This is a genomic window from Collinsella sp. AF28-5AC (genome assembly GCF_003457875.1).
In the GTDB taxonomy this organism is placed as follows: Bacteria; Actinomycetota; Coriobacteriia; order Coriobacteriales; family Coriobacteriaceae; genus Collinsella.
The window spans coordinates 12,366-38,107 of record NZ_QRTA01000018.1; the positions used below are offsets into that span (position 1 = coordinate 12,366).

The 25,742-nt window shown below is 60.7% G+C and carries 22 protein-coding genes and 1 tRNA gene; 22 read left to right on the forward strand and 1 reads right to left on the reverse strand.

Annotated elements, in window-relative coordinates:
* Positions 1 to 189: 189 nt before the first annotated feature.
* The 13 genes from DWZ01_RS09435 (at position 190) to DWZ01_RS09495 (ending at position 15,084) form a co-directional block, all read left to right on the forward strand.
* Positions 190 to 267: transfer RNA gene (locus DWZ01_RS09435), tRNA-Asp, on the forward strand.
* 358 nt (positions 268 to 625) lie between these two features.
* Positions 626 to 1,111 (forward strand): Rrf2 family transcriptional regulator, encoded by a 486-nt coding sequence (locus tag DWZ01_RS09440; protein ID WP_117848801.1) that lies wholly within the window; start codon positions 626 to 628, stop codon positions 1,109 to 1,111.
* 21 nt (positions 1,112 to 1,132) lie between these two features.
* Positions 1,133 to 2,038 carry an adenine glycosylase gene (locus DWZ01_RS09445; RefSeq protein WP_117848803.1) on the forward strand — a complete coding sequence of 302 codons (906 nt, stop codon included), beginning with the start codon at positions 1,133 to 1,135 and terminating at the stop codon, positions 2,036 to 2,038.
* 114 nt (positions 2,039 to 2,152) lie between these two features.
* On the forward strand, positions 2,153 to 2,692 hold the full coding sequence (rbr, locus tag DWZ01_RS09450) for a rubrerythrin (RefSeq protein WP_055252097.1): 540 nt from the start codon (positions 2,153 to 2,155) through the stop codon (positions 2,690 to 2,692).
* 277 nt (positions 2,693 to 2,969) lie between these two features.
* Entirely contained in the window at positions 2,970 to 3,602 is a 633-nt protein-coding gene (locus DWZ01_RS09455; protein WP_117848805.1) for a hypothetical protein, read from the forward strand.
* A gap of 439 nt (positions 3,603 to 4,041) precedes the next feature.
* A complete protein-coding gene (locus DWZ01_RS09460) occupies positions 4,042 to 4,476 on the forward strand; it encodes a hypothetical protein (RefSeq protein ID WP_117583865.1) in 435 nt (144 codons plus the stop codon).
* A 123-nt stretch (positions 4,477 to 4,599) separates the two neighbouring features.
* Positions 4,600 to 5,955 carry a DNA recombination protein RmuC gene (locus DWZ01_RS09465; RefSeq protein ID WP_117848806.1) on the forward strand — a complete coding sequence of 452 codons (1,356 nt, stop codon included), beginning with the start codon at positions 4,600 to 4,602 and terminating at the stop codon, positions 5,953 to 5,955.
* 123 nt (positions 5,956 to 6,078) lie between these two features.
* Positions 6,079 to 7,881, forward strand: a complete 1,803-nt coding sequence (locus DWZ01_RS09470; protein ID WP_117848808.1) for an ABC transporter ATP-binding protein — start codon at positions 6,079 to 6,081, stop codon at positions 7,879 to 7,881.
* A 63-nt stretch (positions 7,882 to 7,944) separates the two neighbouring features.
* A complete protein-coding gene (gene nth, locus DWZ01_RS09475; RefSeq protein WP_117848810.1) occupies positions 7,945 to 8,610 on the forward strand; it encodes an endonuclease III in 666 nt (221 codons plus the stop codon).
* A gap of 157 nt (positions 8,611 to 8,767) precedes the next feature.
* A complete protein-coding gene (gene mfd / locus DWZ01_RS09480) occupies positions 8,768 to 12,400 on the forward strand; it encodes a transcription-repair coupling factor (protein ID WP_117848812.1) in 3,633 nt (1,210 codons plus the stop codon).
* An 81-nt stretch (positions 12,401 to 12,481) separates the two neighbouring features.
* Complete coding sequence (locus DWZ01_RS09485) at positions 12,482 to 13,345, forward strand: phosphatase PAP2 family protein (RefSeq protein WP_117848814.1); 864 nt, start codon at positions 12,482 to 12,484, stop codon at positions 13,343 to 13,345.
* A gap of 45 nt (positions 13,346 to 13,390) precedes the next feature.
* Entirely contained in the window at positions 13,391 to 14,416 is a 1,026-nt protein-coding gene (locus DWZ01_RS09490; RefSeq protein WP_117848816.1) for a low specificity L-threonine aldolase, read from the forward strand.
* A gap of 77 nt (positions 14,417 to 14,493) precedes the next feature.
* Positions 14,494 to 15,084 carry a GNAT family N-acetyltransferase gene (locus DWZ01_RS09495; protein ID WP_117765558.1) on the forward strand — a complete coding sequence of 197 codons (591 nt, stop codon included), beginning with the start codon at positions 14,494 to 14,496 and terminating at the stop codon, positions 15,082 to 15,084.
* 7 nt (positions 15,085 to 15,091) lie between these two features.
* Here the strand turns inward: DWZ01_RS09495 and DWZ01_RS09500 are convergent, their stop codons facing one another.
* Positions 15,092 to 15,814: a GntR family transcriptional regulator gene (locus tag DWZ01_RS09500; RefSeq protein WP_055310096.1), complete on the reverse strand. Its 723-nt coding sequence runs from the start codon at positions 15,812 to 15,814 to the stop codon at positions 15,092 to 15,094.
* Between the two features lie 206 nt (positions 15,815 to 16,020).
* On the opposite strand from DWZ01_RS09500, the gene DWZ01_RS09505 reads away from it, so the two are divergent.
* The 9 genes from DWZ01_RS09505 to DWZ01_RS09545 all read left to right on the forward strand — a co-directional run bounded on the left by DWZ01_RS09505 (position 16,021) and on the right by DWZ01_RS09545 (position 25,551).
* Positions 16,021 to 17,013 (forward strand): SIS domain-containing protein, encoded by a 993-nt coding sequence (locus DWZ01_RS09505; protein ID WP_117848818.1) that lies wholly within the window; start codon positions 16,021 to 16,023, stop codon positions 17,011 to 17,013.
* 397 nt (positions 17,014 to 17,410) lie between these two features.
* Positions 17,411 to 18,493, forward strand: a complete 1,083-nt coding sequence (locus tag DWZ01_RS09510) for a DMT family transporter (protein ID WP_117848820.1) — start codon at positions 17,411 to 17,413, stop codon at positions 18,491 to 18,493.
* 182 nt (positions 18,494 to 18,675) lie between these two features.
* Positions 18,676 to 19,599, forward strand: a complete 924-nt coding sequence (locus DWZ01_RS09515) for a PTS mannose/fructose/sorbose transporter subunit IIAB (protein WP_117848822.1) — start codon at positions 18,676 to 18,678, stop codon at positions 19,597 to 19,599.
* Positions 19,600 to 19,635: 36 nt separating this feature from the next.
* Entirely contained in the window at positions 19,636 to 20,430 is a 795-nt protein-coding gene (locus DWZ01_RS09520; protein ID WP_006235136.1) for a PTS sugar transporter subunit IIC, read from the forward strand.
* A gap of 13 nt (positions 20,431 to 20,443) precedes the next feature.
* On the forward strand, positions 20,444 to 21,277 hold the full coding sequence (locus DWZ01_RS09525) for a PTS system mannose/fructose/sorbose family transporter subunit IID (RefSeq protein ID WP_117848824.1): 834 nt from the start codon (positions 20,444 to 20,446) through the stop codon (positions 21,275 to 21,277).
* Positions 21,278 to 21,475: 198 nt separating this feature from the next.
* Complete coding sequence (locus DWZ01_RS09530) at positions 21,476 to 22,459, forward strand: SIS domain-containing protein (RefSeq protein ID WP_230317570.1); 984 nt, start codon at positions 21,476 to 21,478, stop codon at positions 22,457 to 22,459.
* A gap of 160 nt (positions 22,460 to 22,619) precedes the next feature.
* Positions 22,620 to 23,249 (forward strand): HAD family phosphatase, encoded by a 630-nt coding sequence (locus DWZ01_RS09535; RefSeq protein WP_158557027.1) that lies wholly within the window; start codon positions 22,620 to 22,622, stop codon positions 23,247 to 23,249.
* A 355-nt stretch (positions 23,250 to 23,604) separates the two neighbouring features.
* Complete coding sequence (locus tag DWZ01_RS09540; protein WP_040359122.1) at positions 23,605 to 24,612, forward strand: YitT family protein; 1,008 nt, start codon at positions 23,605 to 23,607, stop codon at positions 24,610 to 24,612.
* A 219-nt stretch (positions 24,613 to 24,831) separates the two neighbouring features.
* Positions 24,832 to 25,551 (forward strand): GntR family transcriptional regulator, encoded by a 720-nt coding sequence (locus tag DWZ01_RS09545; protein WP_117848830.1) that lies wholly within the window; start codon positions 24,832 to 24,834, stop codon positions 25,549 to 25,551.
* The last annotated feature ends 191 nt before the right edge of the window (positions 25,552 to 25,742 follow it).

The window sequence follows — 25,742 nt, forward strand, 5'->3', positions numbered from 1 at the left end:
GCACTTAATGTGCTTTCCGTCTTGCGCAGGACTGTAGAGCAGCAAACTTAACCCGCGCCAGCCGGCCCCGGAGACCCTCCCGGAGGGCCCAAAAAATATTTTCAAAAAAGTTGTTGCGCACCGGACAGACTTCTGTGTATACTAATCCCCGCAGCGCACGCGAGCGGAAACAAACGCGAACGACTGCCTGGGGAGTTAGCTCAGTTTGGTTAGAGCGCCGGCCTGTCACGTCGGAGGTCGCGGGTTCGAGCCCCGTACTTCCCGCCAACGCAATTAAAGCCACGTCTTCGGACGTGGCTTTTTGCGTTAGATGCACTTTGTTTCGATAGAACGATCGCCCTGGCGCATCTTCGCCCAGAATCCCCGCCCCTTCGGGAACGCAAGTAAAATCTAATAAGTATATTTGTCTGAACAACAGCTTTGTTGCGCAACACCTGTTCAACGAGACAGGGGGTTAGGCTATACTAAATTGCACTGTAGGCCGCATCTGATGCATTTCGCTCCAAGCGCGGCATTCAGTGGATATCCGATTTACCATTTGGATGTCCTGCGGTCATTTAGCGTCTCGACACAAGCTCGGCCCCGGAGCTCGTTCGAGCTGTTCGTATTCCTTGAAAGGGGAAAAATGGACATATCGAGGAAGACTGATTACGCCCTTCGTATGTTGGCGATGCTTGCCGAGGATCCGGAGCGTTTGCTTTCTGTTCGCACCGCTGCCGAAGAGGTCAATGTCCCGTATTCGTTTGCCCGCTCGATTCAGCACGGTTTGGTCCAGGCCGGTATTGTGGAGAGCCTGCGTGGCGTCCACGGTGGCATGCGTCTCAAGGTCAGTCCGGACGACGTTACCATTCGTCAGGTCGTCGAGGCCGTTCAGGGCCCTATGGTTATGAATGATTGCACCGCACCCGATGGCGACTGTGCGCGCATGGGCACGTGCTGCTATCATCCCCTGTGGGCCGGAGCTCAAGCATTGATGCGCGACTACCTCGATTCCGTTTCGCTCGGCGACATCGTCGCTCACCGCCAGTTCCCGGCCGTCGATCCCAAGTTCGCCGACCGCGAAGCGTTTCCCGAGTACGCCACCTGCGCGTTCGCTTGCCGGGAGGAATAGCGCCGCATAAGGAGCATAGCCATGATTCAGGACCCCTTTCGTTCGATGATTCGTTCGGAAGGGGTCTTGCGTTATCGCGACCTTCCGTGGCGCCGCACGCGCGATCCGTACATCATTTGGCTTTCTGAGGTCATGCTGCAGCAAACACAGGTGCCGCGCGTGGAGACGCGTATGCCGGCGTGGCTCGATCGCTTTCCGACCGTGCAGGCGCTTGCCCAGGCCGCGCCTTCCGATGTTTTGGACGCTTGGCAGGGGATGGGCTACAACCGACGCGCTCTGGCGCTTCACGGGGCCGCTCAGCGCGTTGTAGAGGACTGGGACGGGGAGTTTCCGCGCGAGACGCGTGACTTGGTCGCTCTGCCTGGTATTGGACCGGCAACGGCGCAAGGTATCCGGTCGTTTGCGTTTGATCTTCCGGGCGTGTATCTGGAGACCAACGTGCGCACGGTCTTTCTGCATCACTTCTTTCCCGATGTACCGGCTGTTCCCGATCGCGAGCTGGTGCCGCTGGTTCAGGCGGCCTGTCCGGCGGCCCCCGGTGCGGCGACCGACGAGATCGCTCCCTTTGCCGCGCCGCTCGATGATGCCGATACGCCGCGCGCGTGGTATTACGCGTTGCTAGATTACGGCGCATATCTAAAAAAGACGTTGCCCAATCCGTCCAGGCGCTCGGCGGGCTATAGCCGTCAATCAAAGTTTGAGGGCTCACGTCGCCAAAAGCGCGCGCATATCGTGCGCATGTTGCTGGCAGCGCGCGATGGCCAACCGGCGGGGATTATGCTTGCTGATGCCGTGGTGGGCGTTAACGATATGGAAGCGGCGGCTGGGCGCGGGCCGGTCGAGCGCGAGCTTGTCGCGGGCATTCTGGCCGACCTGGAGCGTGAGGGCTTTTGCCGAGCCGAGGGCGATCGCTGGCTGAGCATCTAGCCCGTGCAAATCTGAAGAACAGGATTGTAAGGTTTAGATTTCCGACATGAGGGCATCCTAAAGACGAGGCCGCTCGAAGCCTACGGGCGGCATGCGTTGAAGGGAAGTACACCTATGGATTTTGAGAACTCCCAAACCAAGAAGAACCTTGAGACCGCTTTTGCTGGCGAGTCTCAGGCGCATACCAAGTATCGCTACTATGCATCCAAGGCCAAAAAGGACGGCTACGTTCAGATCTCGAATATCTTTGCCGAGACGGCGGGTAACGAGTCCGAGCACGCCAAGCTGTGGTTTAAATATCTGCACGATGGCGCCGTCCCCGATACCTTGGACAATCTGCGCGATGCCGCCGCGGGAGAGAACTACGAGTGGACCACGATGTACGACGAGTTCGCCAAGACCGCCGAGGAAGAGGGCTTTGCCGAGATTGCCGCAAAGTTCCGTGGTGTCGCCGCCGTCGAGAAGGCCCACGAGGAGCGCTACAACAAGCTCGTCGAGCGCATCGAGTCGGGCGAGGTGTTTGAGCGCGAGGGCGTAAAGGTGTGGAAGTGCCTGAACTGCGGGCACCTGCACGTTGGTGCCGAGGCGCCTGAGGTGTGCCCGGTGTGTAACCACCCCAAGGCGTACTTTGAGGAGCAGGTGGTGAACTACTAGCGCGTGGCGCTAGCGTGAGCTGGGCCGGGAGGGCCGGACTACCTTCCCTCCTCGCTCACGGCTTCGCAGGGTCGCGTTGAGGGAAGGTAGTCCGGCCCTCCCGGCCCGCTTTGGGTCGTCGCGTGCTCGTTACGGAAAAGCTGATAAGAAGTTTGTGTGCCGCCCCGATAGGGGCGGCACGTTTTTGTATGGGGACTGGTTGGGACGGCACCGTTCATGGGTGGGGTACACTGGGTAGCGACTTTTCGTTTATCTACTACCTGATGGGGTGTTTTTTATGGGTAAGAAATCTCGGGCTCGGGTTGCTGCAGCGGGGACACGTAAGGATCCTGAGCGTCGGGTTGTTAAGGGCGGCAAGGCAAAGCGTGCCGATAAGGAGAAGAAGGTCGGTGCGCATGCTCATCCTGAGTGGGCGCCTCATTTGAATTCGGCTAGTGAGGATTTGACTGCCAAGTTGTTTACTCTGGTCGAGGTAATTTTGGGCGTGGTGCCCCTTGTGGTTATCGGTTTGTTCTTGGCTTCGAAGGACGCCACGAGTGTCGATAAACTCACCGAGGTCTTTTCGCAGGACCCCTCGATGGTGGTCACGTTTATTTCTGCGTGTTTACAGCCGTTTGTAGCGTACATGCTGTATATGGTCTACCGCAAATACTGCGAGGGCGACGCTGGTTTTGTCGCCGGCAACCTGATCGGTCTTTTGTGCTCCGAGATCCTACTGCTCAATATCCCGGGCGTCATCGGCATGGGCATCTTGTTGTGGCGTGTTTGGCGCAACGTCGCTCCGCACTTTGAGAGCTGGTTGTTTGAGCGCCGTGCAATGGGCGTGCTGGTTGATATCGCGGGTTCGCTCGTGATCCTAGTCCTGGCGTTTATGTGTGCCACCGCCGCCCGAGGTCTCGCAGGCATGTAAAGCTGCCTTCACCGATTGCGGAGCACAGGGCGGGGAAACACCTTTCCCTCTCGCTCACGGCTCCGCAGGTCGCGCGAGGGAAAGGTGTTTCCCCGCCCTGTGCTCCGGCTTCGGGTCGTCGCGTGCTCGCTACTGAAAAACTGATAAGAAGTTAGCGTGCCGCCCCTTTTGGGACGGCACGTTTTTGTGTGGGGTCCCTGTCTTCACAATTTTCGTCAAGCTTTTGGTTAGATTTTGGTCAGTTGGCGTAAGGGTGGAAGGCCAAAAGATTGCTGGCGAAAAAAGCTCAGAGAAAGTGCTGGTAGGGGAGTTGTTGAGCTTTTCGACGGCTTTTGAGCAAAAGAAACTTTGTGGCTATTGCCGGCGATTGCGTTGTCGCGGTCATGGCGGTGCGGGATGCTGGTCGTAAGCGTCGAATGCTCCGATTTTGGAGGCCAGCATGGATCTGTTTCTTGAGACTCCGCAGCAACAAGCTGAGCGCATGCTGCGTCAGCAGCAACGACTCATGGAGATGCAAATGCAAGGGGCGGCAGCCCAGCCCTTTGCGCAAAATGTCGTGCCCGCTGCTGTACCTGCGGCTGTGCCCGGGTGTGACTCGGCGCCAGAGGCCTATTCCGTACAGCAGGATTCATATGCGCAGGAGCTCGCGTTCGATAAACGTCGTGCGCGTCACCGTCTCTGGGCCCAGCGCCTGCGTACGCTGGCGATGATCGTGCTGATCCCGATGGGGCTCGCGACAATCTTCTTGGCCTCATATGCCCTCACGTGCATCCTCAACGGCGCCTCGCCCAATGAGGTACTTCAGCACTTGGCAGCTCTTGGTCAGCGCTTGGGGGATGTCGCAGCAACCATCCGCGCCAGCTGGGAGAGCTAGCGGACCAGCACCCATAGCGCAAAGGTAACTTGTCTGCGCTCGATTGGACATGAGCTGCGTTTGACAGGGTAAGATTAATCGCGGTTTTGATTGGTGCTCGATTGGGCTTGTTGGGCGGAGTTTATGTCTGCTATTGATATTGTGCTTGTTGTGATCGCCTTGGTGGCGGTGGGGGTTGCTGTGGCTTGCGCCCTCCAGCTCAAGAGCCTGCGTGCCGAGCTGCGGGAGCGTGGCGACAGTAGCGCGGAAACGCTGGCAGCGCTCGAGCAGGCCAACAGCACGCTCGACATCCTGAACGTCGCGTTGGCCGAAACCCGTCGCACGGCAAATGCCATCGCGCAGCAGCAGACGACCGATGCGGCCGTGGAGCAGCAACGCTACCTGACCATCGCGCGAGAGTTCTCGCAGGCCGGCGACCGTATGGATGACCTGCGCCGCGAGACGGCCCAACAGCTCGGCGCCAACCGCGAGGGCATCGAGCAGCGCCTGGACAAGGTGCGCGAGACGGTCGATGCCCAGCTGGGCGCCATCCGCAAGGACAACAACGTGCAGCTCGATCAGATGCGCGCGACGGTGGACGAGAAACTCTCCCGTACGCTCAACGATCGCCTGTCTGCATCGTTTAAGCAGGTGAGCGACCAGCTCGAGGCCGTGTACAAGGGCCTGGGCGACATGCAGTCCATCGCCACCGGCGTGGGCGACCTTAAGCGCGTGCTGGGCAACGTGAAGGCGCGTGGCATTTTGGGCGAGGTGCAGCTGGGTGCAATTCTGGCGGACATCCTTACACCCGACCAGTATCTGGAAAACGTCGCCACCAAGCCCGGCGCCTCGGAGCGCGTTGAGTTTGCCGTCAAGCTGCCGGTGGACGAGGGCGACCCCGTGCTGCTGCCGATTGACTCCAAGTTTCCGGGCGACGCGTACGAGCACTTGCTCGACGCGCAGGAGTCGGGCGATGCGGAGACCGTGGCGGCTGCGCGCAAGACGCTCGACACCATGGTCAAGCGCGAGGCTAGAGACATCTGCGAAAAGTACCTGAGTGTGCCGGCAACGACCAACTTTGGCATCATGTTCGTGCCGTTTGAGGGGCTATACGCCGAGATCGTCAGCCGCCCCGGGCTTATCGAGACCCTGGGCCGCGACTATCACGTCAACGTTGCCGGCCCCAGCACCATGGCCGCCATTCTCAACAGCCTGCAGATGAGCTACCAGACGTTTAGGCTGCAAAAACGTACCGACGACGTACTGCGCGTGCTCTCCGCCGTCAAGGCCGAGCTGCCGCGTTATCAGGCGGCGCTGCGCCGCGCCCAGCAGCAGATCGAGACCGCGGGCAAAACGGTCGAGGGCATCATTACCACGCGCACCAACGTCATGGAGCGCAAACTCAAGGACATCGACGCGCTGGAAGACGCGCGGGAGGCCGACGCGATTTTGGGCTTGGAGTCCGCAGGCCTGCCCGCAGACCAAGAGGACGAGGACTAGCCGAAAAGCGGCGGGGCACCAGCGTGGACGCGGGGCGCGGGCGCTTTTCGCGTCGCGCTTGACTGAAGCGCGCTTCAATGTGCAACAATGGCCTTTCGCCCTATCAGACGCGAAAGGAAGCCCATGTCTCAGAGAAGCACCAGCCCGCTCAAACGCTCGACCGTGCGCCGCACGCTGCAGCGTTTTTGGGATGTCACGCGCACGCAGCCGCTGATCGTCTTTCTCTCGGTGTTCTCGTCGGCGGGCTACATCTTTTTGCTCACGTTTGCCAACACCTACGTTATGGCCCTCATCGTCGATCGTGTCCAGGCCGGCCCCGTAGCGGGCGACCAGGTGTTTGAGGTCTTCGGTCCCTACATTTTGGCGCTCGTGCTCGTCAACCTGGTGGGCCAGATCCTCTCCAAGCTGCAGGACTACACCGTCTACAAGCTCGAGATCGCGGGCAACTATCACCTGGCGCGCCTGTGCTTCGACACGCTCTCCAATCAATCCATGACATTCCACACCAGCCGCTTTGGCGGATCGCTTGTGAGCCAGACGAGCCGTTTTATGAGCGGCTACACGGGTCTGGTCGACGTGACGGTGTATTCGCTCATTCCCACCATCACCTCGGTTGTCTGCACGGTGACGGCGCTCGCTCCGGTGGTGCCCACATTTACCGTGATCCTGGTGGGCATCATGGTCGTCTACATCGCGTTTGTCTGGCTTATGTACAAGCGCATCATGCCGCTTTCGGCCGCGACGTCCGCCGCACAAAACAAGCTCTCGGGCGTGCTCTCCGACGCGGTCACGAACATCTTGGCCGTCAAGACCTGCGGGCGCGAGGACTTTGAACGCGATCTGTTCGACACCGCCGACCGCGCCGCGCGCGATGCCGAGACGGTCTCGATGCACGCCATGATGCAGCGCAACTTTACGACCTCGGGCCTTATCGTCATCACCATGGCCGTGGTGAGTGTGTTCGTGGCGGGCGGCAACGCGTGGTTTGGCATCTCGGCCGGCTCGCTCGTCATGATCTTTACCTACACCTATAACCTCACCATGCGCCTGAACTACGTGAGTTCCATGATGCAGCGCATTAACCGCGCGCTGGGTGACGCCGCCGAGATGACGCGCGTGCTGGACGAGCCGCGTTTGGTGGCAGACGACCCGGACGCCTCTGAGCTCAAAGTGACCGAGGGCGCGATTGATTTTGAGCACCTGAGCTTTGCGTACCGTGACGCTGCGGCGGGCGAGAACGTGTTCGATGACCTGACACTTCATGTGGCGGCGGGCCAGCGCGTGGGCCTGGTGGGCAAATCGGGCTCGGGTAAGACGACGCTCACCAAGCTGCTGCTGCGTCTGGACGATGTTCAGGGCGGCCGCGTGCTTGTGGACGGTCAGGATGTCTCGCACTGCACGCAGCAGAGCCTGCGCCGCCAGGTTGCCTACGTGCCGCAGGAGGCGCTGCTGTTCCACCGCTCCATTCGCGAGAATATCGCCTACGGCCGCCCCGATGCCACCGACGAGCAGGTCCGCGAGGCCGCGCGCCTGGCCAATGCCCTGGAGTTTATCGACCGCTTGCCCCGTGGCTTTGACACCATGGTGGGCGAGCGCGGCGTTAAGCTTTCGGGCGGCCAGCGCCAGCGCGTGGCCATTGCCCGCGCCATCCTAACCGACGCGCCGATTCTAGTGCTCGACGAGGCGACCTCTGCCCTCGATAGCGAGTCCGAGGCGTTGGTGCAGGAAGCTCTCGAGAACCTGATGCGCGGCCGCACCTCCATTGTGGTGGCGCATCGCCTGTCCACCGTGGCGGCGCTCGACCGCATCGTGGTGCTGGCGGATGGCGAGATCGTCGAGGACGGCACGCATGTGCAGCTCGTCGAGGCGGGCGGCGAGTACGCGAGCCTGTGGAGCCGTCAGACCGGCGCATTCTTGGAGGCGTAAACGTCTCGGACGTGGGACAATTGTGCCCATAAGTTTATTGTGCCATTGAGCCGAGGAGTCGTTATGCCACGCGAGACCAATGCCGCCAAGCGCGAGCGCGCCATCGAGGTGTGTGAGCGCCTCAACCGTCGCTATGGCCCGGTCGAGTGCTTTTTGGACCACGAGAATCCCTTCCGCCTGCTGATCGCGGTGCTGCTTTCGGCGCAAACGACCGATGCGCAGGTCAACAAAGTGACGCCGCGGCTGTTTGCCCAGTGGCCCACGCCCGAGGCCATGGCCGGGGCGAGCGTAGCTGACGTGGCGGACACCATCAAGTCGCTCGGCTTTTATAAGAGTAAGGCCAAGCACGCCGTGGAGGCCGCGCAGATGATCGTCGCCGACTATGGCGGCGAGGTGCCGGCCGACATGAAGGAACTCGTGAAGCTGCCGGGCGTGGGACGCAAGACGGCGAACATCGTGCTCAACGTGGGGTATGGCATCGTGGAGGGCATTGCGGTGGACACGCACGTCAACCGCATTGCGCACCGCCTGATGCTGAGTCCCAAGACACATGCCAAGGAGCCGCTCAAGACTGAGCAGGATCTGCTCAAGATTTTGCCGCACGAGTATTGGGGGTCGGTCAACCATCAGTGGATCACCTTCGGTCGCGAGATCTGCGACGCCCGCAAACCCAAGTGTGACGAGTGTCCGCTGGCAGATTTGTGCCCCAGCGTACGGGTGGCGGGGTAGGGCGGAACGCATCTTCGTCTGGCGTTTTTTGCGGGGCTGGGTTTGCCCTTGAGCCGGAGTCCTCTCCATGCGCTACCATGACAGACAATGTATTTGACGTACGACCCGCCGAGCTTGCCCCGGCGGGCTTTTGGCGTTGCGATGCCGGAGGAACAGCATGCTCATTCACCGTATAGCCGCGCAGCTCTACACTGCCGAGGCGCTGCAGACCGTCGAGGCCGGACTCGATGCCGGCGAGGACGTGACGCTGGCCGTGTCGCAGTCGGGCCGCACGCTTATGGCGGCCGCCCAGTTTGCGCGCCGTCCGCGCCCGACGGTCTACATTGTGAGTGGCGAGGATGCGGCCGATCGCGCCGCGCGCAGCCTTGCCGCCTACGTGGGCCTGGCGCACGTGTGCCGTTTTCCCGAGCGCAAGGACTATCCGTGGCGCGAGCAGGCGCCCGACGATGCCGTGGTGGCGCAGCGCTGCGAGGCTCTGGGGCGCATCGTGCGCGGGGACAACTGCATCATGGTTGCCTCGGCCCGCGCGCTGCTGCGCTGCGTGCCGCCGGTCGAGAGCCACTACTGGGAGTCCACGACCTTTGCGGTGGGCGAGGAGATTCCTTTTGACGAGGTGCCGCATCGCCTGGTGGGCATGGGCTACACCAATGCCGGCGCCGCTGATGCGCCCGGTCTGTTCCGCATTCACGGCGACACCGTCGAGGTGTTCCCCGCGCAGGAAAAAGCACCCGTGCGCATTGAGTTCTTTGGCGACGAGATCGACCGCATCCGCCGCATGGTGGGTTCCACGGGCCAGACCATCGGCAACGAGGACAGCATCGAGATTTTCCCCTGTCGCGAGCTCGCACTCACCGACGACGCCGTCCACAACATGCATGTGGCGCTCTATCGTGCCAGCCAGGACGACAGCAAACTGGCGGCGCTGCTCGAGATGGTGGATGCGCGCATCGTCACGCCCGAGCTCGATCGCTTTTTGCCGGTGATGTACGGCCAGACCGTGAGCCCGCTGGCGCACGTGAGCGGCAAGGCGCTCGTGGTGCTGTCCGAGCCGCGCTCGCTGTTCGACGATTGCCTGCGTGCCTACGAGGATATCGAGGCACGTGCCGGCGAGGCGGGGGTCGACCGTCTGGACGGCCTGTACGTGCGTGCCCAGCAACTCGACTTTGGTGCCCAGCAGCGCCTTAACTACGTGAGCTTGATTCGTGCCGGCGGTGCGGTGACGGCAGAGCTCAAGATTGAGCAGCCGGCCATCGCGGGCTCGGACAATCGCTTTATGACGCGCATCCAGGAGGTCGTGGGCAAGCGCTATGCCTGCGTATTTGCCATCCCCGACCGCGGTGCGCGCGAGTCGATGGAGCTCACCTTTGGCGATGAGGGTATTACTTTTGAGGAGTCGCTGACGGCCGCGCCCGAAAACGCGGGCGCTATTGGCGACCGTGTGCGCGTGGCAGCGGCGGATTCTGCCGATCGTGCTGTCCGCCAGGATGCTCATGCTGCAATTCGCGAACGCAAGGCCGACGCGCTCAACGCCCGCTCGCTCGAGGCAGGTGCCGCCCAGGCTGCCGCCGGCGCCACCGTGCCCACCATCTCGCGCGGACGCGTGACCTTTGTCGATGCCGCCTTGCCGCAGGGCGTGGTGGTGCCCGATGCCAACCTGGCCGTGTTCTCGATCGCCGACCTCAACGCCCGCATGGACGCCAACCGCGCGCGCAGCCGCCGCAAGGTGGACATTACGCAGATCACGTTTCCGTTTAAGCCGGGCGACTACGTGGTGCACGCCACTCACGGCATCGCGCTCTTTAGCGAGATCGCGCGCCAGGAAGTGGGCGGCAAGGAGCGCGACTACTTTTTGCTGGAATATGCCGACGGCGACAAGCTCTACGTGCCGCTCGAGCAGGTTGACCGCATCACACGCTATGTTGGCCCCGACGGCGACAAGCCGCGCCTGACCAGGCTCAACACCGCCGACTGGACGCGCGCCACCAACAAGGCGCGCAAGAACGCCAAAAAGCTGGCGTTTGACCTGGTCGACCTGTATACGCGCCGCTCGTCGATTACCGGTATCGCCTGTCCGCCCGACACGCCCGAGCAGATTGAGATGGAGGAGAGCTTCCCCTACGACGAGACGCGCGACCAGCTGGAGGCTATCGCCGACATCAAGGCGGACATGGAGGCGCCCAAGCCCATGGACCGCCTGCTGTGCGGCGACGTGGGTTTCGGCAAGACCGAGGTCGCCCTGCGCGCGGCGTTTAAGTGCGTGGACTCCGGCCGCCAAGTCATGGTGCTCTGTCCCACGACCATTCTGGCCCAGCAGCACTACGAGACGTTCTTTGAGCGCTTTGCCCCGTTTGGCCTCGAGGTCGAGGTGCTCAGCCGCTTCCGCACCCCGGCGCAGCAAAAGCGCGCGCTCAAGGCGTTTGCCGAGGGCACGATCGATGTGCTCATCGGCACGCACCGCTTGCTTTCTGCCGACGTGAACCCCAAGAACCTGGGCATGGTGATCATCGACGAAGAGCAGCGCTTTGGTGTGCAGCACAAGGAGCAGCTCAAGAACCTGCGTGAGCAGATTGACGTGCTCACGCTTTCGGCAACGCCGATTCCGCGAACCATGCAGATGGCCACGAGCGGCGTGCGCGACATGAGCCTGATCACCACGCCGCCGACCGGGCGCCGCCCCGTGATCGTGCACGTGGGGGAGTACGACCCCGATGTGGTGAGCGCGGCGATTCGCCTGGAGGTGGGTCGCGGCGGCCAGGTGTACTACGTGTCCAACCGCGTCAAGACCATCGACGACGCCGTGGCGCGCGTGCACGAGGCCGCGCCCGAGGCGCGCGTGGGCGTGGCGCACGGCAAGATGAGTCCGCGCGAGGTCGAGGACGTGATGATCGAGTTCGCGACCAAAAAGATCGACGTGCTCATCGCCACGACCATCGTGGAGAGCGGCATCGACAACGCGTTCGCCAACACGCTCATCATCGAGGACTCGCAGCGCCTGGGCCTGGCACAGCTCTACCAGCTCAAGGGCCGTGTGGGCCGTTCTGCCACACAGGCCTACGCATACTTTATGTTCCCGGGCGAGCTGCCGCTCACCGAGGAGGCAACGGCGCGCCTGACCGCACTGTCCGAGTTCCAGGACTTGGGCAGCGGCATGCGCATCGCCATGCGCGACCTGGAGATTCGTGGCGCCGGCTCGCTTATGGGCGCCGAGCAGCACGGCAATCTGTCGAGCGTGGGCTTTGACCTGTTTACACAGATGCTGGGCCAGGCCGTGGCCGAGGCGCGCGGCGACGACGACGCCGGCGTGGAGGCGGCGAGCGTGGGCATTAACCTGCCGGCCGATTACTTCTTGTCCGAGGAGTACCTGCCGGCGGTGGATCAGCGCGTGCTCGTGTACCGTAAGCTCGCAGCGGCCGAGGACTTGGAGAGCATCGATGAGGTGCAGGAAGAGACCGAGGCCGCGCATGGCGAGCTGCCGTTGGCAGGGCTCAACCTGTTCAACCGCGCGCGCATCCGTATTCGCGGCGAGCGCCTGGGGCTCGAGAGCGTCACGCTCAGCGGCGGTCGCATCACGTTTTTGGGCGTCGACGTGCCCAAGAAGGTGGCCTTTGAGCTTAAGACCCGCTATGGCGCGGTGAGCTTCCCCAAGAGCCGCAAGCTGTCGGTGCCCTACAAGGCGGGCGCCGGTGTGGGCAGCGGCCTGGGCCGCGGTCTCGACGCCAACGACGAGGCCGGTCCCGTGGCGGCCGCACTCATGCTGCTGCAGCAGCTGGGTGCTAGCGATGATGAATAACAGGTAGGTGGCGTGGCGGGACAAGGATTCTTTGCCCCGCCACGTTGCAGGTTGAAAACTTCGCCCGATGGAAAGGAAAGCATGTTCGGGTACATCTATAAGAAAGACGTCGCCGCTATCGCGGTCGTCCTGTGCCTTTGTCTGGGCGTGGGCAGCTTCTTCGATTACCAGATCTCGAGCGCGCTGTTCAACATCGCCAGCATGTACGGCCGCTTTATCGAGGCCGCCGGCGAGCTGCCGTTTGAGCTGACGGCGAGCGTCGCAGGCGTTATGCTCGTACGCGCGGTGCGTCCCGACTCCAGGGGGAGCAAATGGCTCGCCGTGCTGGGCGTTCTGGTCAACGTGGGCCTGGTCGGCTACGAGATCGTTTCGTCCCTGCGGGTTGGCGGCAAACTCATCGTGGTTCAGTTGGTGCTGACGTTTGTGCTGGTCATCGCGGCCAACCTCATCGCCTATCGCCTTACGCGCGACACCGCGCCCGACGATCTCACGCGCTGGGCGTTGATGGTGCTTGCCGTGTGGGTCGCTCAGGCCATTATCCTCAACGTGATCGTCAAGCCACTGTGGTCGCGCCCGCGCATGCGCGTGATCGAGGTGACGCAGGGGCTCGATTTTCAGCCGTGGTGGGTGATCGGCAACCCCGACAAGTGGACCTATATCGCCGCCGGCGTGATCAAGGACGGCTTTAAGTCGTTTGCGAGCGGACACACGGCACACGCGGCGATCGGCCTTATGCTCGCCGGGCTTCCCGCGGCGGCCTTTAAGGAAAAGCCGTCGCGCCGCCGCGCGGTCTTTTGGGTCGCCGCTGTGGTTGCGGCGTTCGTCGCCTTTGGTCGTATCGTGATCGGTGCGCACTTTTTGAGTGACGTGAGCTGCGGCTTTGCCCTGGTGCTGGCGCTTGAGTGCCTTGCCGCGCGCATTGCCTATCCGAGCGGCGTACAATAGCGGCACCTGAATCATCGGGCTCGTGCCCGGCTAGAGAGGATTACCATGCTCGCGTTTAACAACGACTATTCCCACGGCGCACATCCGGCAGTGCTGCAGGCGCTCGTCGACACTAATATGGAGCCGCAGCCCGGCTACGGCACCGATGCACACACCGAGCGTGCCAAGCGGCTCATCCGTGAGGCCTGTCAGGCTCCCGATGCCGACGTATTTTTCCTGGTGGGCGGCACACAGGCCAACGCGACGGTGATTGACATGCTGCTTGCGCCCTACGAGGGCGTCGTTGCAGCCGAGACCGGCCACGTTGCCTGCCACGAGGCGGGTGCCATCGAGTTTGGCGGCCACAAGGTGCTTACCATTCCCGGCTACGAGGGCAAGATGCATGCCGAGGAGCTCGACAGCTATATCCAGGCGTTTTACGAAAACGAGAGCTACGAGCACACGGTGTTCCCAGGTGCCGTGTACGTGAGCCTATCGACCGAGTACGGCACGCTGTACTCCGCCGCCGAGCTTGCGGCGATTCATGCGGTGTGCCAGAAGCGCCAGATTCCGCTGTTTGTGGATGGCGCCCGTCTGGCCTATGCGCTGGCGGCCGATGAGTGCGACATTACCCTGCCCGAGCTGGCGCAGCTGTGCGACGTGTTCTACATTGGCGGCACCAAGTGCGGCGCGCTTTGCGGCGAGGCTGTGGTGTTTTGCGGCATACACGCTCCGGCGCATCCCATTCCGCGCATTAAGCAGCACGGTGCGCTGTTGGCCAAGGGCCGCCTGACGGGCGTCCAGTTTGAGGCGCTCTTTACCGATGGCCTGTATTTTGAGATTGGCCGTCAGGCGATCGAAACCGCGCAGGCGCTTCGTCGCGTGCTGCACGAGCACGGCTACCGGTTCTTCTTGGAGACGCCGACTAACCAGCAGTTCGTGATTCTGCCCAACGAGGACATGGCGCGCATTCGCGAGCATGCGGCGATCGAGTACTGGGAAAAGTACGACGAGACCCACACGGTGGTGCGCTTTTGCACCAGCTGGGCCACGACGCAGGAGGATATCGACGCGTTGGCGGCGGTTCTGTAGCCTGATGTAATGACGAGGGGCCGCCTTGCGCTGGGTTTGGCGCAAGGCGGCCTTTGTTTTTGAGGGGGAAGGGTTGTATGACCGAGATGTCCGAGCCGACGATTCGCCTGGCGACGCCCGATGATGCGCCGGCGTTGCTTGCCATCTATGAGCCGTATGTGCGCCAGACGGCGATTACCTGCGAATACGAGGTGCCGAGCGTTGAGGAGTTCGCCGGGCGCATCGAGCGCACGCTCAAGCGCTATCCGTATTTGGTGATGGAGCTGGATGGGCGTCCGGTAGGTTATGCCTATGTGAGTCCGCTCAACAGCCGCGAGGCATACGACTGGTCGGTCGAGACATCGATCTACCTGGCGCGTGATGTGCGCCACGGCGGGCTGGGCCGCAAGCTGCATGACGCGCTCAAGCAATGTCTGGTCGCGATGGGCATCACCAACATGTGCGCGCTCATCGCCGTGCCGCACGACAAGGACGACGAGTACCTGACGCACAACAGCCAGGACTTCCATGCCCATATGGGGTATCGCCTGGTGGGTGCCTTCGACCGCTGCGCCCAAAAGTTCGGTCGCTGGTACGACATGTGTTGGATGGAGCTGGTCCTGGCCGAGCGCACGCCCAACCAACCCAAACCAACCTGGTTCCCCGACCTCCCCAAACCTACCATTTAGGGACAGGTTAGCCGATGGGCTCGGTGTATTTGGCGCGGTCGGTGCGCTGGATGCGCTTGGAGACATGGAGCGGGCGGCCGTCGGTGTCGTAGACGTAGTCGGTGATCAGGATCAGCGCCTGCCCGCGCTCAACGTTGAGCAAAAACGCCTCGTTTTGCGAGGCATAGCACACCTCAAAGGTCTTATGTCCCTGTGCCGGCGCGCGATGGAATTCTTGGCGCAGCGTGGCGTAGAGTGAACCGTTGATATCGCGATCGATGAGCGCCTCAAAGCTTGGCGGCAGATAGGTGGTCTCCAGGCACAACGGCGCATCGTCCAGATAACGCAGGCGGACAAGTTTGACGAGCTTGCTGCCCACGGCGGCATCAAAGAACTTAGCTATGCTGCCGCCCGCCTTGGTAAAGCCCGAGTCCACCGTGCGCGTGGTGGGCTTCATGCCCTGACCCTGGACCTGCGCCGTATAGCTCGAAAACACCAGGTTGTTCTCGTGGAGCGCCGGCGTGTCGGCCACAAAGGCGCCGCGCCCGCGCTCGGTTCGAACCAGACCCTCATCGACGAGCACCTTAAGAGCATGGCGCACGGTGCTGCGCGACAGCCCCGATTCGTCCATGAGTTCCATCTCGGACGGCAGCTTGTCTCCGCGTGCGTAGATGCCGGCGGCGATGCGGTCACGCAGCGTACCCGCCAAGCGCTCGTATTGGGCCAGTTTCTTCTTAGACGAAGCATTCATGCGATCAACCTGTATCTAACTTGTATGTGAATCTAATTAAGCATGTATCCAATACAACAACAAAACCGCTGGTAGCTAGTTATCGAAAACCGCATCAGCAAATTATCTAAGACAAATATAGCATACAACTAGTCGACATAGCCAAAACATGTATGTAACTTGTATGCCTGTGATGAGCATCAAACGAGAAGAAAGGCTGATGCACGATGACTACTCAGGAACAGGTTAAGGATGTCGTCTCCCAGGTTTTGGCTGACAAGGTAGACAAGGGCGGCATCAAGCGCGTCGTGTGGATTGGCGCTGGCGGATCCAACGGCGGCAACTATCCTGCCCAGTACTTTATGGAGCACGAGGCCACGCAGGTCGTGAGCTCCAGCTACACCAGCAACGAGTTCGTGCACGCAACCCCTGCCTACGTTAACGAGAACACCCTGGCCGTCGTCGTGTCCATGCGCGGTACCAAGGAGACCATCGTCGCCGCCCAGGTCGCCAAGGACCACGGCGCCAGCACCATCGCAATCTATGTCGACGAGTCCGGCCTCACCGAGGTCTGCGACTACAAGATCCAGTATGACAGCCTGGCCGTCGACGAGTCCTGCATGGGCCGTACCAACTCCGCCGTCGTGACCATGATCGCCATGGAGCTCACGCAGCAGACCGAGGGCTATGCCGAGTACGAGACCGCTATGGCCGCCTTCGACCTGGTTGACCCCATCTATCGCAAGGCCGTCGAGTACACCCGTCCGCTTGCCGCCAAGTGGGCCGAGCAGAACGCCGACAAGCCCTGCATTAACGTCATGGCCCAGGGCCCGCTCTTTGGTGCTGCCTACGTCTTTAGCATCTGCAACGTGCAGGAGATGCTGCAGATCGACTCCTGCACCATCAACACCTGCGACTTCTTCCACGGCCCCTTCGAGATCCTGGACAAGCGCACCTCGCTGTTCCAGCTCATCAGTGTCGGCCGCAGCCGCTGCAACGACGAGCGCGGCATCCGCTTCGTCAACCAGTACGGTGGCGAGCGCGTCTATCAGCTCGACGCCAAGGAGCTCGGCCTCAACGACATCAAGGACAGCGTGAGCGAGTACTTCAACCACCTGATCTTCGCCCCGATCCTCAACAATGTGTACATGCGCGCGCTCTCTGCCGTCACGCACAAGGACTACATGACGCGCCGCTACATGTGGAAGCTTGAGTATTAGTTACGCGGTTTTACCAAACCGCGTAACGGCTCGACGCTGCAAACCCACCTGAGCGGCAATCTGCCTTTCAGCTTCAGCGGCATGACCAGAAGGTCAATGCCGCTTCGCTTCAAGGCACCTTGCTCGCTCAGGTGGGTTTTCGCTGGCGTTGCCAAAGCATCGGCGTCGCCTTGGCCCAGATGCGGCACTTGGAGACGTTCGGCACTTGGGGACAGTCCTAGTCATTGGGGACAGGTTACTTTGCACCAAGTTGGCGCATATGAACCTGACCCCTTTGCACCAATGGGTTGTAGCGGTAGAGCAGATTTTTCCGCTCGCCGATTTGTGTCTTGAAAAATGTATATAACGACTATAACGTAGTGTGAAACATATTGGAAACAATACCGAGGAGGCTGCGTTGAAGAAAAGCAATCTGGGCTATGTGCTGGTGCTGATCGCCGCGCTTATGTGGGGCAGCATCGGAATCTTTGTAAACGGCATTGCGGCCATGGGCGTTTCGTCCCAGAGCATGGCGGCCTTTCGCTTGTTGGTCGGAGCGCTTATCTTGGCGCCGGTTCTGATGTTTATGGGCTGCCGTCCGGGTGAGGGGTCTACCGTGGCTCAGGGTCCGCTGGCCCTGTTCAAGGCAAGCCCTAAAGAGCTTGTTCCCTGCGCACTTGTCGGTATCGTCGGTTTGGCCGCCGCTAACACCTGCTATTACGAGTGCATGGGCGAGGTGGGCATGTCCACGGCCTCGGTGCTGCTCTACACCTCGCCGGTGTTTGGCGTCGCGCTCGGCCGCGTGCTTTATCGCGAGGACGTGACCCCTAACAAGCTCGTTGCCATTGTCTTTAACATCGTTGGCTGCGTGCTTGCGGTGACCAATGGCGACCTTTCCGGTTTTCATTTTTCGGTTTGGGGCGTCACGTCGGGCGTGATTGCGGGCTTTTGCGGTGCGTCGCTTGCGGTGTTTAGCCGGATAGCAACCAAGACGGTCCACCCGCTGGCTGTCACGTTTTGGGGCTTTGTTTTTGGCGGTGCGGTTATGGCAGCTATCGCGGCTCCGTGGCCGGATGTCGCCGCGGCAATGTCGCCACAGCTGCTGCTGCTGTTCCTTGGCTTTGGGCTCATCCCCACAGCCGTGGCTTACATCTTATATATGCAGGGTCTGTCCATGGGGCTCGAGACATCGAAAGTTCCCGTCGTAATGTCATTCGAGACGGTCGTCACCGTACTGCTGGGCATTGGTGTCTACGCCGAGCCCGCCGGCGCGATCAAAGTCCTGGGCATCGTGCTGGTGCTCGCGTCCATCCTGATCATGAACACCGACTTCTCCAAGCTGCGCAACAGTGTGTTTGTCGGTCATGTCATTGAGAGCATGACCTTTAAGCCCAACGCGTGGTGGACCGAAAAATCTCAGGACATGGATCTGTTTAAGGAGCGCACCGGCATCGCGCTGGAACCCACCGTGCAGGAAAGCCCCTGGTACTTCGTGCGATAGAGGATTGCGCACAGGGTCTGACCTGGGGTTATCCAGCTAGCGCCGGCCTACCCAGCCCAACGTTTCAAGTACGTTAAACCCGTCAACGGTCGATTTTCACCCGCGAACGGTCTTTATACTAATTAGCAATATAAGCAACGTATAAGACGTTATAATGACCATAACGAAAAGGAGGAGGCAAGATGAATCAGATCATTCTCGCATCTCATGGCGGCCTGGCCGCAGGCGCCAAAGACACGCTCGAGATGGTTCTCGGCGACGTGTCGAACGTCCACGTCGTGTCGCTTGCTCGTGACGACAAGGAGCCCATCACCAATAAGGTGGACGCCATGATCGCCACGTTCAACGCAGACGACACCGTCTATGTGCTGACCGATATGCTCGGCAGCTCGGTCAACAACAGCATGGTCGAGCTTTCCAAGAACGGCACGAAGTTCACGGTTGTCAGCGGTTTCAACATCCCGCTGGCGCTCACGCTCGCTATGAGCCCCGTCCCCGTCAAGGGTGCCGAGCTCGCAGCCCTCATCAACGAGGCCCGCACCGGTCTGACCAACCCCAACGCACCGGTCGAGGCCGCCGCGGCTCCCGCCAAGAAGGCCAAGGCGTCCCGTCACAGCTCCGGTCCCGCCAAGATTGTCCTCGCACGTCTTGACTACCGTCTGCTGCACGGCCAGGTCGTCTTTACCTGGACCACCAAGGTTCAGGCCGAGCGCATCATCGTCGTCGACAACGCTGCCGCCAACGATGACATCAAGAAGGGCGCTCTTAAGCTGGCCAAGCCCCAGGGCGTGCGTCTGAACGTCTTCACCGTCGAGCGTGCCCTCGCCAAGATGGACAAGCTCAACACCCTCGGCGAGCGCGTCATGTTCGTCTTTGGCAACACCGCCGAGATGCTGCAGTTCTGCCAGGGCTACAAGCTCGACGCCATCAACCTGGGCGCCACCGCCAACCACGACGGTGCCGATCAGGTCGGAGGCAAGGACAGCTCCGTCTTCCTCGACGCCACCCAGAAGGCCGACGTCAACCAGCTGCTCGACATGGGCATCAAGCTCTATGTTCAGCAGACCCCTACGTATCAGAGCGTCGACATCGACGCCAAGCTGTAATCAACCAGGCTTTTGCCTGACTGAAAGGAGAAGGGTATGAATACGTTCATCAGTGCGGTGCTCGTCGGCCTCGTCGGCGTGTTCTGCATGTGGGACTCCCGCCTGCTCGGTCGTCTTAACTTCGAGCAGCCCCTCGTTGGCGCTACGCTCGTCGGTCTGCTGCTGGGCGATGTGCCCACCGGCCTTGCCGTCGGTGCCGCCGTCGAGCTCGTGTCCATGGGCCTGGTGCAGGTCGGCGCCGCCGTTCCGCCCGATATGGTCCTGGGCGGCATCGTGGCCGCTGCCTTCGCATGCCTGACCGATGCTTCCGCCGAGACCGCCATGACGATCGCCATCCCGGTCGCCGTCCTGGGTCAGCTCCTCGGCATCGTGTTCCGTTCCATCATCGCCGCCCTCACCCATGTGGCCGATAGCGCGATCGATAACGGAAAGTTCAAGACCGCCTACCGTATGCACATCTGCGCTGGCTCCGGTCTGTACGCCGTCATGTACTTCCTGCCGATCTTCCTCGCCGTCTTTGTTGGCACCGACCTGGTTCAGGCCATCGTCAACATGGTTCCCGAGTGGCTGTCCACTGGTCTGAACGTTTCGACCAAGATCATGACCGCCTACGGCTTGGCCCTGCTGCTCACCATGATGATCAAGAAGGGTATGACTCCGTTCCTGTTCATCGGTTTCCTGCTCGCCGCTTACCTCAACCTGTCCGTCATCGCGGTCGCTCTGATCGGTGTGTGCCTGGCTGTCGTCTTCATGGGCTTCAAGTTCAACGGTTCCCATGCAGCCGCCGGTGTCGATTCCGACTACGATCCGCTCGAAGACGACGAAGACTAAGGAGGAACACACTATGGCAACCGCAACCAAGGACGTGTCCCTGAACAAGAAGGTCAGCCAGTTCTTCTGGCGCTCCTGGGCCATCCAGGCCTCTTGGAACTACGAGCGTCAGATGAACATGGGCTTCCTCTACGGCATGGTTCCCACGCTCGATCGCCTCTATCCGGATGAGTCCGACCCCAAGCAGCTCGCTGCTAAGAAAGAGGCTTACCACCGTCACATGGCGTTCTACAACTGCACCCCGCAGACGAGCGCTTTCATCCTGGGCCTCGCCGCCTCCATGGAGGAGGAGTACGCCAAGGATCCCGAGAACTTCGATCCCGATTCGATCAACGCGGTCAAGACCTCCCTCATGGGTCCGCTTTCCGGCATCGGTGACTCCTTCTTCCAGGGCACCATCCGCGTTATCGCCTTTGGCCTGGGCGTTCAGCTGGCTCAGCAGGGCTCCATCATGGGCCCGATCCTGGCCATGCTCATCTCCATCGTCCCCTCTGTGCTGATCACTTGGTTCGCAGCCAAGATGGGCTATCAGGGCGGCCACGAGTACCTGAGCAAGCTTCAGGGCGGCGACCTCATGGAGAAGCTCATGTATGTCTGCGGCATCGTGGGTCTTATGTCCGTGGGCGGCATGATCGCCACGCTGATCGGCGCCACCACCCCGCTGCAGTTCGCTGAGGGCACCGTCGTTATCCAGGACATCCTGGATGGCATGATGCCTCAGATGATCTCCCTCGGCCTCACCGGCCTTATGTACTGGCTCATCAAGAAGAACGTCAACACCGGTTGGCTTCTCGTGATCGCCATCGTGGGCGGCATCGCCCTCTCCGCGGCCGGCATCCTGGCCTAGTCGCAACCAAGCGTCTAACCGCTTTCCCCGGGGAGCCTGCCTGACATCCCATACCCCAGGCAGGCTTCCATCCCTAAATGTGTCAAAGGGACAGTTCCTTTGTCACATCCTCAACGGGCCGGCGACTCGGTCCAAACCACGGTAACCCTGCGAGCGCTCGGCAATGTGGCGCCGCAAAAATCGAAAGGAATGTGTCAGATGTACGAGATCGACCTTAACCTCCCTAAGCAGATCGTCGCTGACGTCCTGTCCAACCACGAGATCCACAGCGTCGCCTTCGTCGGCTGCGGTGCTTCCATGTCCGACCTTTACCCCGCCAAGTACTTCCTGGCCAACAACACGGACAAGCTGAACGTTCAGATCTTCACCGCTAACGAGTTCAACTACGACACGCCTTCCTGGGTCAACGAGCACACCTTCGTGATTACCTGCTCCCTCGGTGGCTCCACGCCCGAGACCGTCGAGGCCAACAAGACCGCCAAGAAGCACAACTGCCCGGTCGTCTCCCTCACCAACAAGGCTGGCTCCGCCCTGACCGTCGACGCTGACTACGTCATCGTTCACGGCTTCCACGCCAACTTCGCTGCCAAGTGCGAGAAGCCCGGCTACGCCATCGCTCTTGCTGTCGAGATCCTTCAGCAGACCGAGGGCTATGACCACTACGAGGACATGATCACCGGCCTCACCAACGTCTTCGAGCTCTGCGAGAACGCCGCTCAGCACTGCAAGAAGCTCGCCAAGAAGTTCGCCGAGGACTTCAAGGACGACAAGATGATCTACTTCATGGCTTCCGGTGCCTCCGAGAAGATGGCTTATTCTCACGCCGCCTTCCTGTTCACCGAGATGCAGTGGATCGACGCCGCCGCCTACAACACCGGCGAGTACTTCCACGGCCCGTTCGAGGTTTCCACCGAGGGTAAGCCCTACGTCTTCTTCATGTCCGATGGCGCTACCCGTCCGATGGACGCCCGCGCCCTCACCTTCCTTGAGCGCATGGGCGCCAAGGTCGCTCTGATCGACTCCAAGGACTACGGCCTGGCTGACGCCGTGCCCGCGAGCGTCGTCACCTACTTCAACCCGCTGCTGCACCTCGCCGTTATGCGCGAGTACGGCAACCAGATCGCCGAGGCCCGTCAGCACCCGCTGACCATGCGTCGCTACATGTGGAAGCTTTCCTACTAATCACAAGTAAGTAGACCTTACGGGTTGATTGAGAGGGGATGGGGTTTGCGCCCCGTCCCCTTTTTTGCTTTGGGGAGGGCGTGTCCGTTGCGTCACAAGACCCCAGATAAAACCTACCAAAATAAACCTGTTCCTTTTTGGCAGGTGGGAGGAGATGCGTATGATCAAGGCAGTGCTGTTTGATATGGACGGCGTGCTGGCCGATACCGAGTGGTTCTACAACCGTCGTCGCGTGGCATTTATGGAAGAGAAGGGCTTCCACTTTGACGAGATCCCCGATCTTTCGGGGTCTAACGAGCCCGCCATTTGGAAGGCGCTGGTGCCCGACGATATTGAGCTGCGCGAGCGCCTGCGCGTGGAGTACAAGCAGGTCTACAGCCCGGACCACCCCGTTCCGTATGCCGAGCTGCTCAACGAGCAGACGGAGCCGGTGATGCGCAAGCTGCACGAGCGCGGCGTGAAGTGTGCCATCGCGAGCTCGTCCTATCGCGAGTTGATTGACGAGCTGGTGGAGATCGCTGACATTGCCGATGTGCTGGATTACACCATCAGCGGTCACGAGTGCAGTGCGTTTAAGCCCGACCCCGAGATCTACCTGCGTGCCATGGAGGCGCTGGGTGTAGAGCCTGCCGAGTGCCTGGTTATCGAGGACTCGCCTTTGGGCATCGAGGCCGGCAAGCGCTCCGGCGCCCGCGTCCTGGCACTGCGTCCGCACGAGGGCGTCAACCTCGATCAATCGCGAGCCGATGCCGTTATCGATAATCTGACCGACATTTTGGCCGCTTTGTAGTGTCAATCCGCCGCGAGAAGCACTGGTTCAAACGTTTTTTGCGGTGGACTGGCTCGATTTGGTTTCGATTTTGATCCGTTTGGCTTCGATTCGGGCTAAGTGAGTAGACTTTTTGGCGCAGGCCGAGCACAATGCATATCTTCCTTTGTAAAACCGCAGGTCACAGGGGTGGCGGTTTTGGGTGTGCTCGGCAGATCGTAAAAAGTCTACTCACTTGGAATTTTGCCCTTTGGTCGTGGGGGTTGCTGGTCCCGTTTTGGTTGTCGAGGGAGGTTGAATTGAAGCGCCCCCGCACGCTCCATGCTACAATCGCGGGCATGCCCCACAACCACATCTGCCTTCGAAAGGAGCCTGCGTGGCGAACGCCATCGATCAGCTCACGGACCGAGTGCTCGTACTCGGCCGCCTCACCATCGTTCGCCGCGCTATTACTGCCGTGGCGGTCACGATTTCCGCCGTTCTCCAGACATTCCTGATCCAGGCGTTCATTCAGCCCGCCGACTTGCTTCCGAGCGGCCTCACCGGCGTTGCGGTCCTGCTCGATCGCGTTACCTCGCTGGGCGGCGTTCACATCGACATCTCGCTCGGTATGCTCGCGCTCAACATCCCCGTGGCGCTCCTATGCTGGAGCGGCATCAGCAAGCGCTTCGTCATCTTCTCGATGATGCAGGTCGTGCTCTCGTCGCTGTTCCTCAACGTCTTTCACTTCGCTCCATTTTTGGGCGACAAGATCATGCTCATCATTTTTGGCGGCGTGGTCTCGGGTCTGGGCGCTGCCATCGCACTTAAATCCGGCGCATCCACCGGCGGCACCGACTTTATCGCGCTGTGGGTTTCCAACCACACGGGCAAGACCATCTGGGGCGTCATCTTTGGTTTCAACTGCTTTATCCTGGCGATCTTTGGCTTTATGTTTGGCTGGGACAAGGCGGCGTATTCCATCGTGTTCCAGTTTATTTCGACCAAGACCATCGACAGTTTCTATCGTCGCTACGATCGCGTGACGCTGCAGATCACGACGCGTAAGGCAGACGAGGTCATGACTGCCTACGTAAACCATTTTCAGCACGGCATTAGCTGCGCCGAGGTCGTCGGCGGATATAGCCGCGAAAAGATGTACCTGCTGAACACCGTTGTCTCGACCTACGAGAGTCAGGACATTATCAAGCTGGTGTGCGACGTTGATCCCGGCGCCGTGATCAACGTGTTCCACACGCTCAACTTTGTGGGCGGCTGGTGGGGTGGTCATGTCGACGAGCCCATGCCCACGGCCGTTCCCGATCCCGACAAGCCCGCACGCATGGCCAGCAGGCAGGCGCGCCTCAGCGAACAGGACAGCCTGCAGCAGGACGACGGCAAGTAGGGTATTGGCATTTTGCCGGTCCTGCGCAACCCATCCGAACGAGCCCCCCGAAAGCCCCGTTGCTTTCGAGAGGCTCTCGTTTGCCCAGATAAAACCTACCAAAATGAAGCTGTCGCTTTTTGGTAGGGAGGGTGTATCGTTTTATCATTATGAGGTAACATAAAACTAGACGTTATATACGTATTAGAAATTTAGCTATTTTGATAAGAGTGATCAGATATGCCTGCGCCCAAAAATGCACCGCTTTACCAGCAGATTTATGACGAAATCAAGGATGCGATCGAGAAAGGTGTTTATGCACCCAAGGAGCGTATTCCGTCCGAGCTTGAACTAGCCGAGCAGTACGAGGTGAGCCGTATTACGGTGCGCCGCGCTGTCGAGGAGCTGTGCTCCGATGGTTACCTGGTTAAGCAGCAGGGCCGCGGCACCTTTGTCTCCACGCCGCACATCAACCGCCAGTTTCACGCCTCGACGCTGCAGACGTTTACCGCGCTGTGTGCCGGCAACGGCATGAAGGCCGGTGCGCACGTGATCGATCGCCAGATCGTTCCGGCGCGCCAAAACGAGATGGAGTTCTTTGGCCTGCAGAAGGATGCGCTGCTGCTGCATATCAAGCGCGTGCGTACGGCCGACGGCGAGCCCATCTTTGAGGAGAACATCTTTGTGCCGTTTGATGCCTACCGCGAGCTGTTGACGGCCGATCTTGAGGACAAGTCGATTTTTGCCGAGGTCGAGCGTGTTGGCGGAATCCCGATTGTCTCGGTTGGCTACCGTACGGTCGAGGCCGTTCGAGCTAACGCCGAGCAGGCGGTCGAGCTGGGCATTGCTCCGCACGATCCGCTGCTCAATCTGCGTGCCGGCTTTACCGGCCCCAATGGCGAGCCGGTCCTGATGGGTAAGCAGTACTACGTGGGATCGCGCTACGTTATGGTCATGTAAGTTACGCGGTTTTACCAAACCGCGTAACGGCTCGACGCTGCAAGCCCGCCAGAGCGGCAATCTGCCTTTCAACTTCGGCGGCATGACCAGAAGGTCAATGCCGTCTCGTTTCAAGGCACCTTGCTCGCTCTGGCGGGCTTTCGCTCATATGACCCAATCCGCTGTCAAGAGCCACAATGGCCCCGCCGACC

Coding starts and splice junctions, on each gene's coding strand:
- DWZ01_RS09485 (WP_117848814.1), top strand. CDS start 12,482: ATGTTCGGGTACATCTATAAGAAAGACGTCGCCGCTATCGCGGTCGTC.
- DWZ01_RS09455 (WP_117848805.1), top strand. CDS start 2,970: ATGGGTAAGAAATCTCGGGCTCGGGTTGCTGCAGCGGGGACACGTAAG.
- DWZ01_RS09440 (WP_117848801.1), top strand. CDS start 626: ATGGACATATCGAGGAAGACTGATTACGCCCTTCGTATGTTGGCGATG.
- DWZ01_RS09500 (WP_055310096.1), bottom strand. CDS start 15,814: ATGAATGCTTCGTCTAAGAAGAAACTGGCCCAATACGAGCGCTTGGCG.
- DWZ01_RS09460 (WP_117583865.1), top strand. CDS start 4,042: ATGGATCTGTTTCTTGAGACTCCGCAGCAACAAGCTGAGCGCATGCTG.
- DWZ01_RS09545 (WP_117848830.1), top strand. CDS start 24,832: ATGCCTGCGCCCAAAAATGCACCGCTTTACCAGCAGATTTATGACGAA.
- DWZ01_RS09505 (WP_117848818.1), top strand. CDS start 16,021: ATGACTACTCAGGAACAGGTTAAGGATGTCGTCTCCCAGGTTTTGGCT.
- DWZ01_RS09530 (WP_230317570.1), top strand. CDS start 21,476: ATGTACGAGATCGACCTTAACCTCCCTAAGCAGATCGTCGCTGACGTC.
- DWZ01_RS09445 (WP_117848803.1), top strand. CDS start 1,133: ATGATTCAGGACCCCTTTCGTTCGATGATTCGTTCGGAAGGGGTCTTG.
- nth (WP_117848810.1), top strand. CDS start 7,945: ATGCCACGCGAGACCAATGCCGCCAAGCGCGAGCGCGCCATCGAGGTG.
- DWZ01_RS09525 (WP_117848824.1), top strand. CDS start 20,444: ATGGCAACCGCAACCAAGGACGTGTCCCTGAACAAGAAGGTCAGCCAG.
- DWZ01_RS09490 (WP_117848816.1), top strand. CDS start 13,391: ATGCTCGCGTTTAACAACGACTATTCCCACGGCGCACATCCGGCAGTG.
- DWZ01_RS09465 (WP_117848806.1), top strand. CDS start 4,600: ATGTCTGCTATTGATATTGTGCTTGTTGTGATCGCCTTGGTGGCGGTG.
- mfd (WP_117848812.1), top strand. CDS start 8,768: ATGCTCATTCACCGTATAGCCGCGCAGCTCTACACTGCCGAGGCGCTG.
- DWZ01_RS09535 (WP_158557027.1), top strand. CDS start 22,620: ATGATCAAGGCAGTGCTGTTTGATATGGACGGCGTGCTGGCCGATACC.
- DWZ01_RS09470 (WP_117848808.1), top strand. CDS start 6,079: ATGTCTCAGAGAAGCACCAGCCCGCTCAAACGCTCGACCGTGCGCCGC.
- DWZ01_RS09520 (WP_006235136.1), top strand. CDS start 19,636: ATGAATACGTTCATCAGTGCGGTGCTCGTCGGCCTCGTCGGCGTGTTC.
- rbr (WP_055252097.1), top strand. CDS start 2,153: ATGGATTTTGAGAACTCCCAAACCAAGAAGAACCTTGAGACCGCTTTT.
- DWZ01_RS09495 (WP_117765558.1), top strand. CDS start 14,494: ATGACCGAGATGTCCGAGCCGACGATTCGCCTGGCGACGCCCGATGAT.
- DWZ01_RS09515 (WP_117848822.1), top strand. CDS start 18,676: ATGAATCAGATCATTCTCGCATCTCATGGCGGCCTGGCCGCAGGCGCC.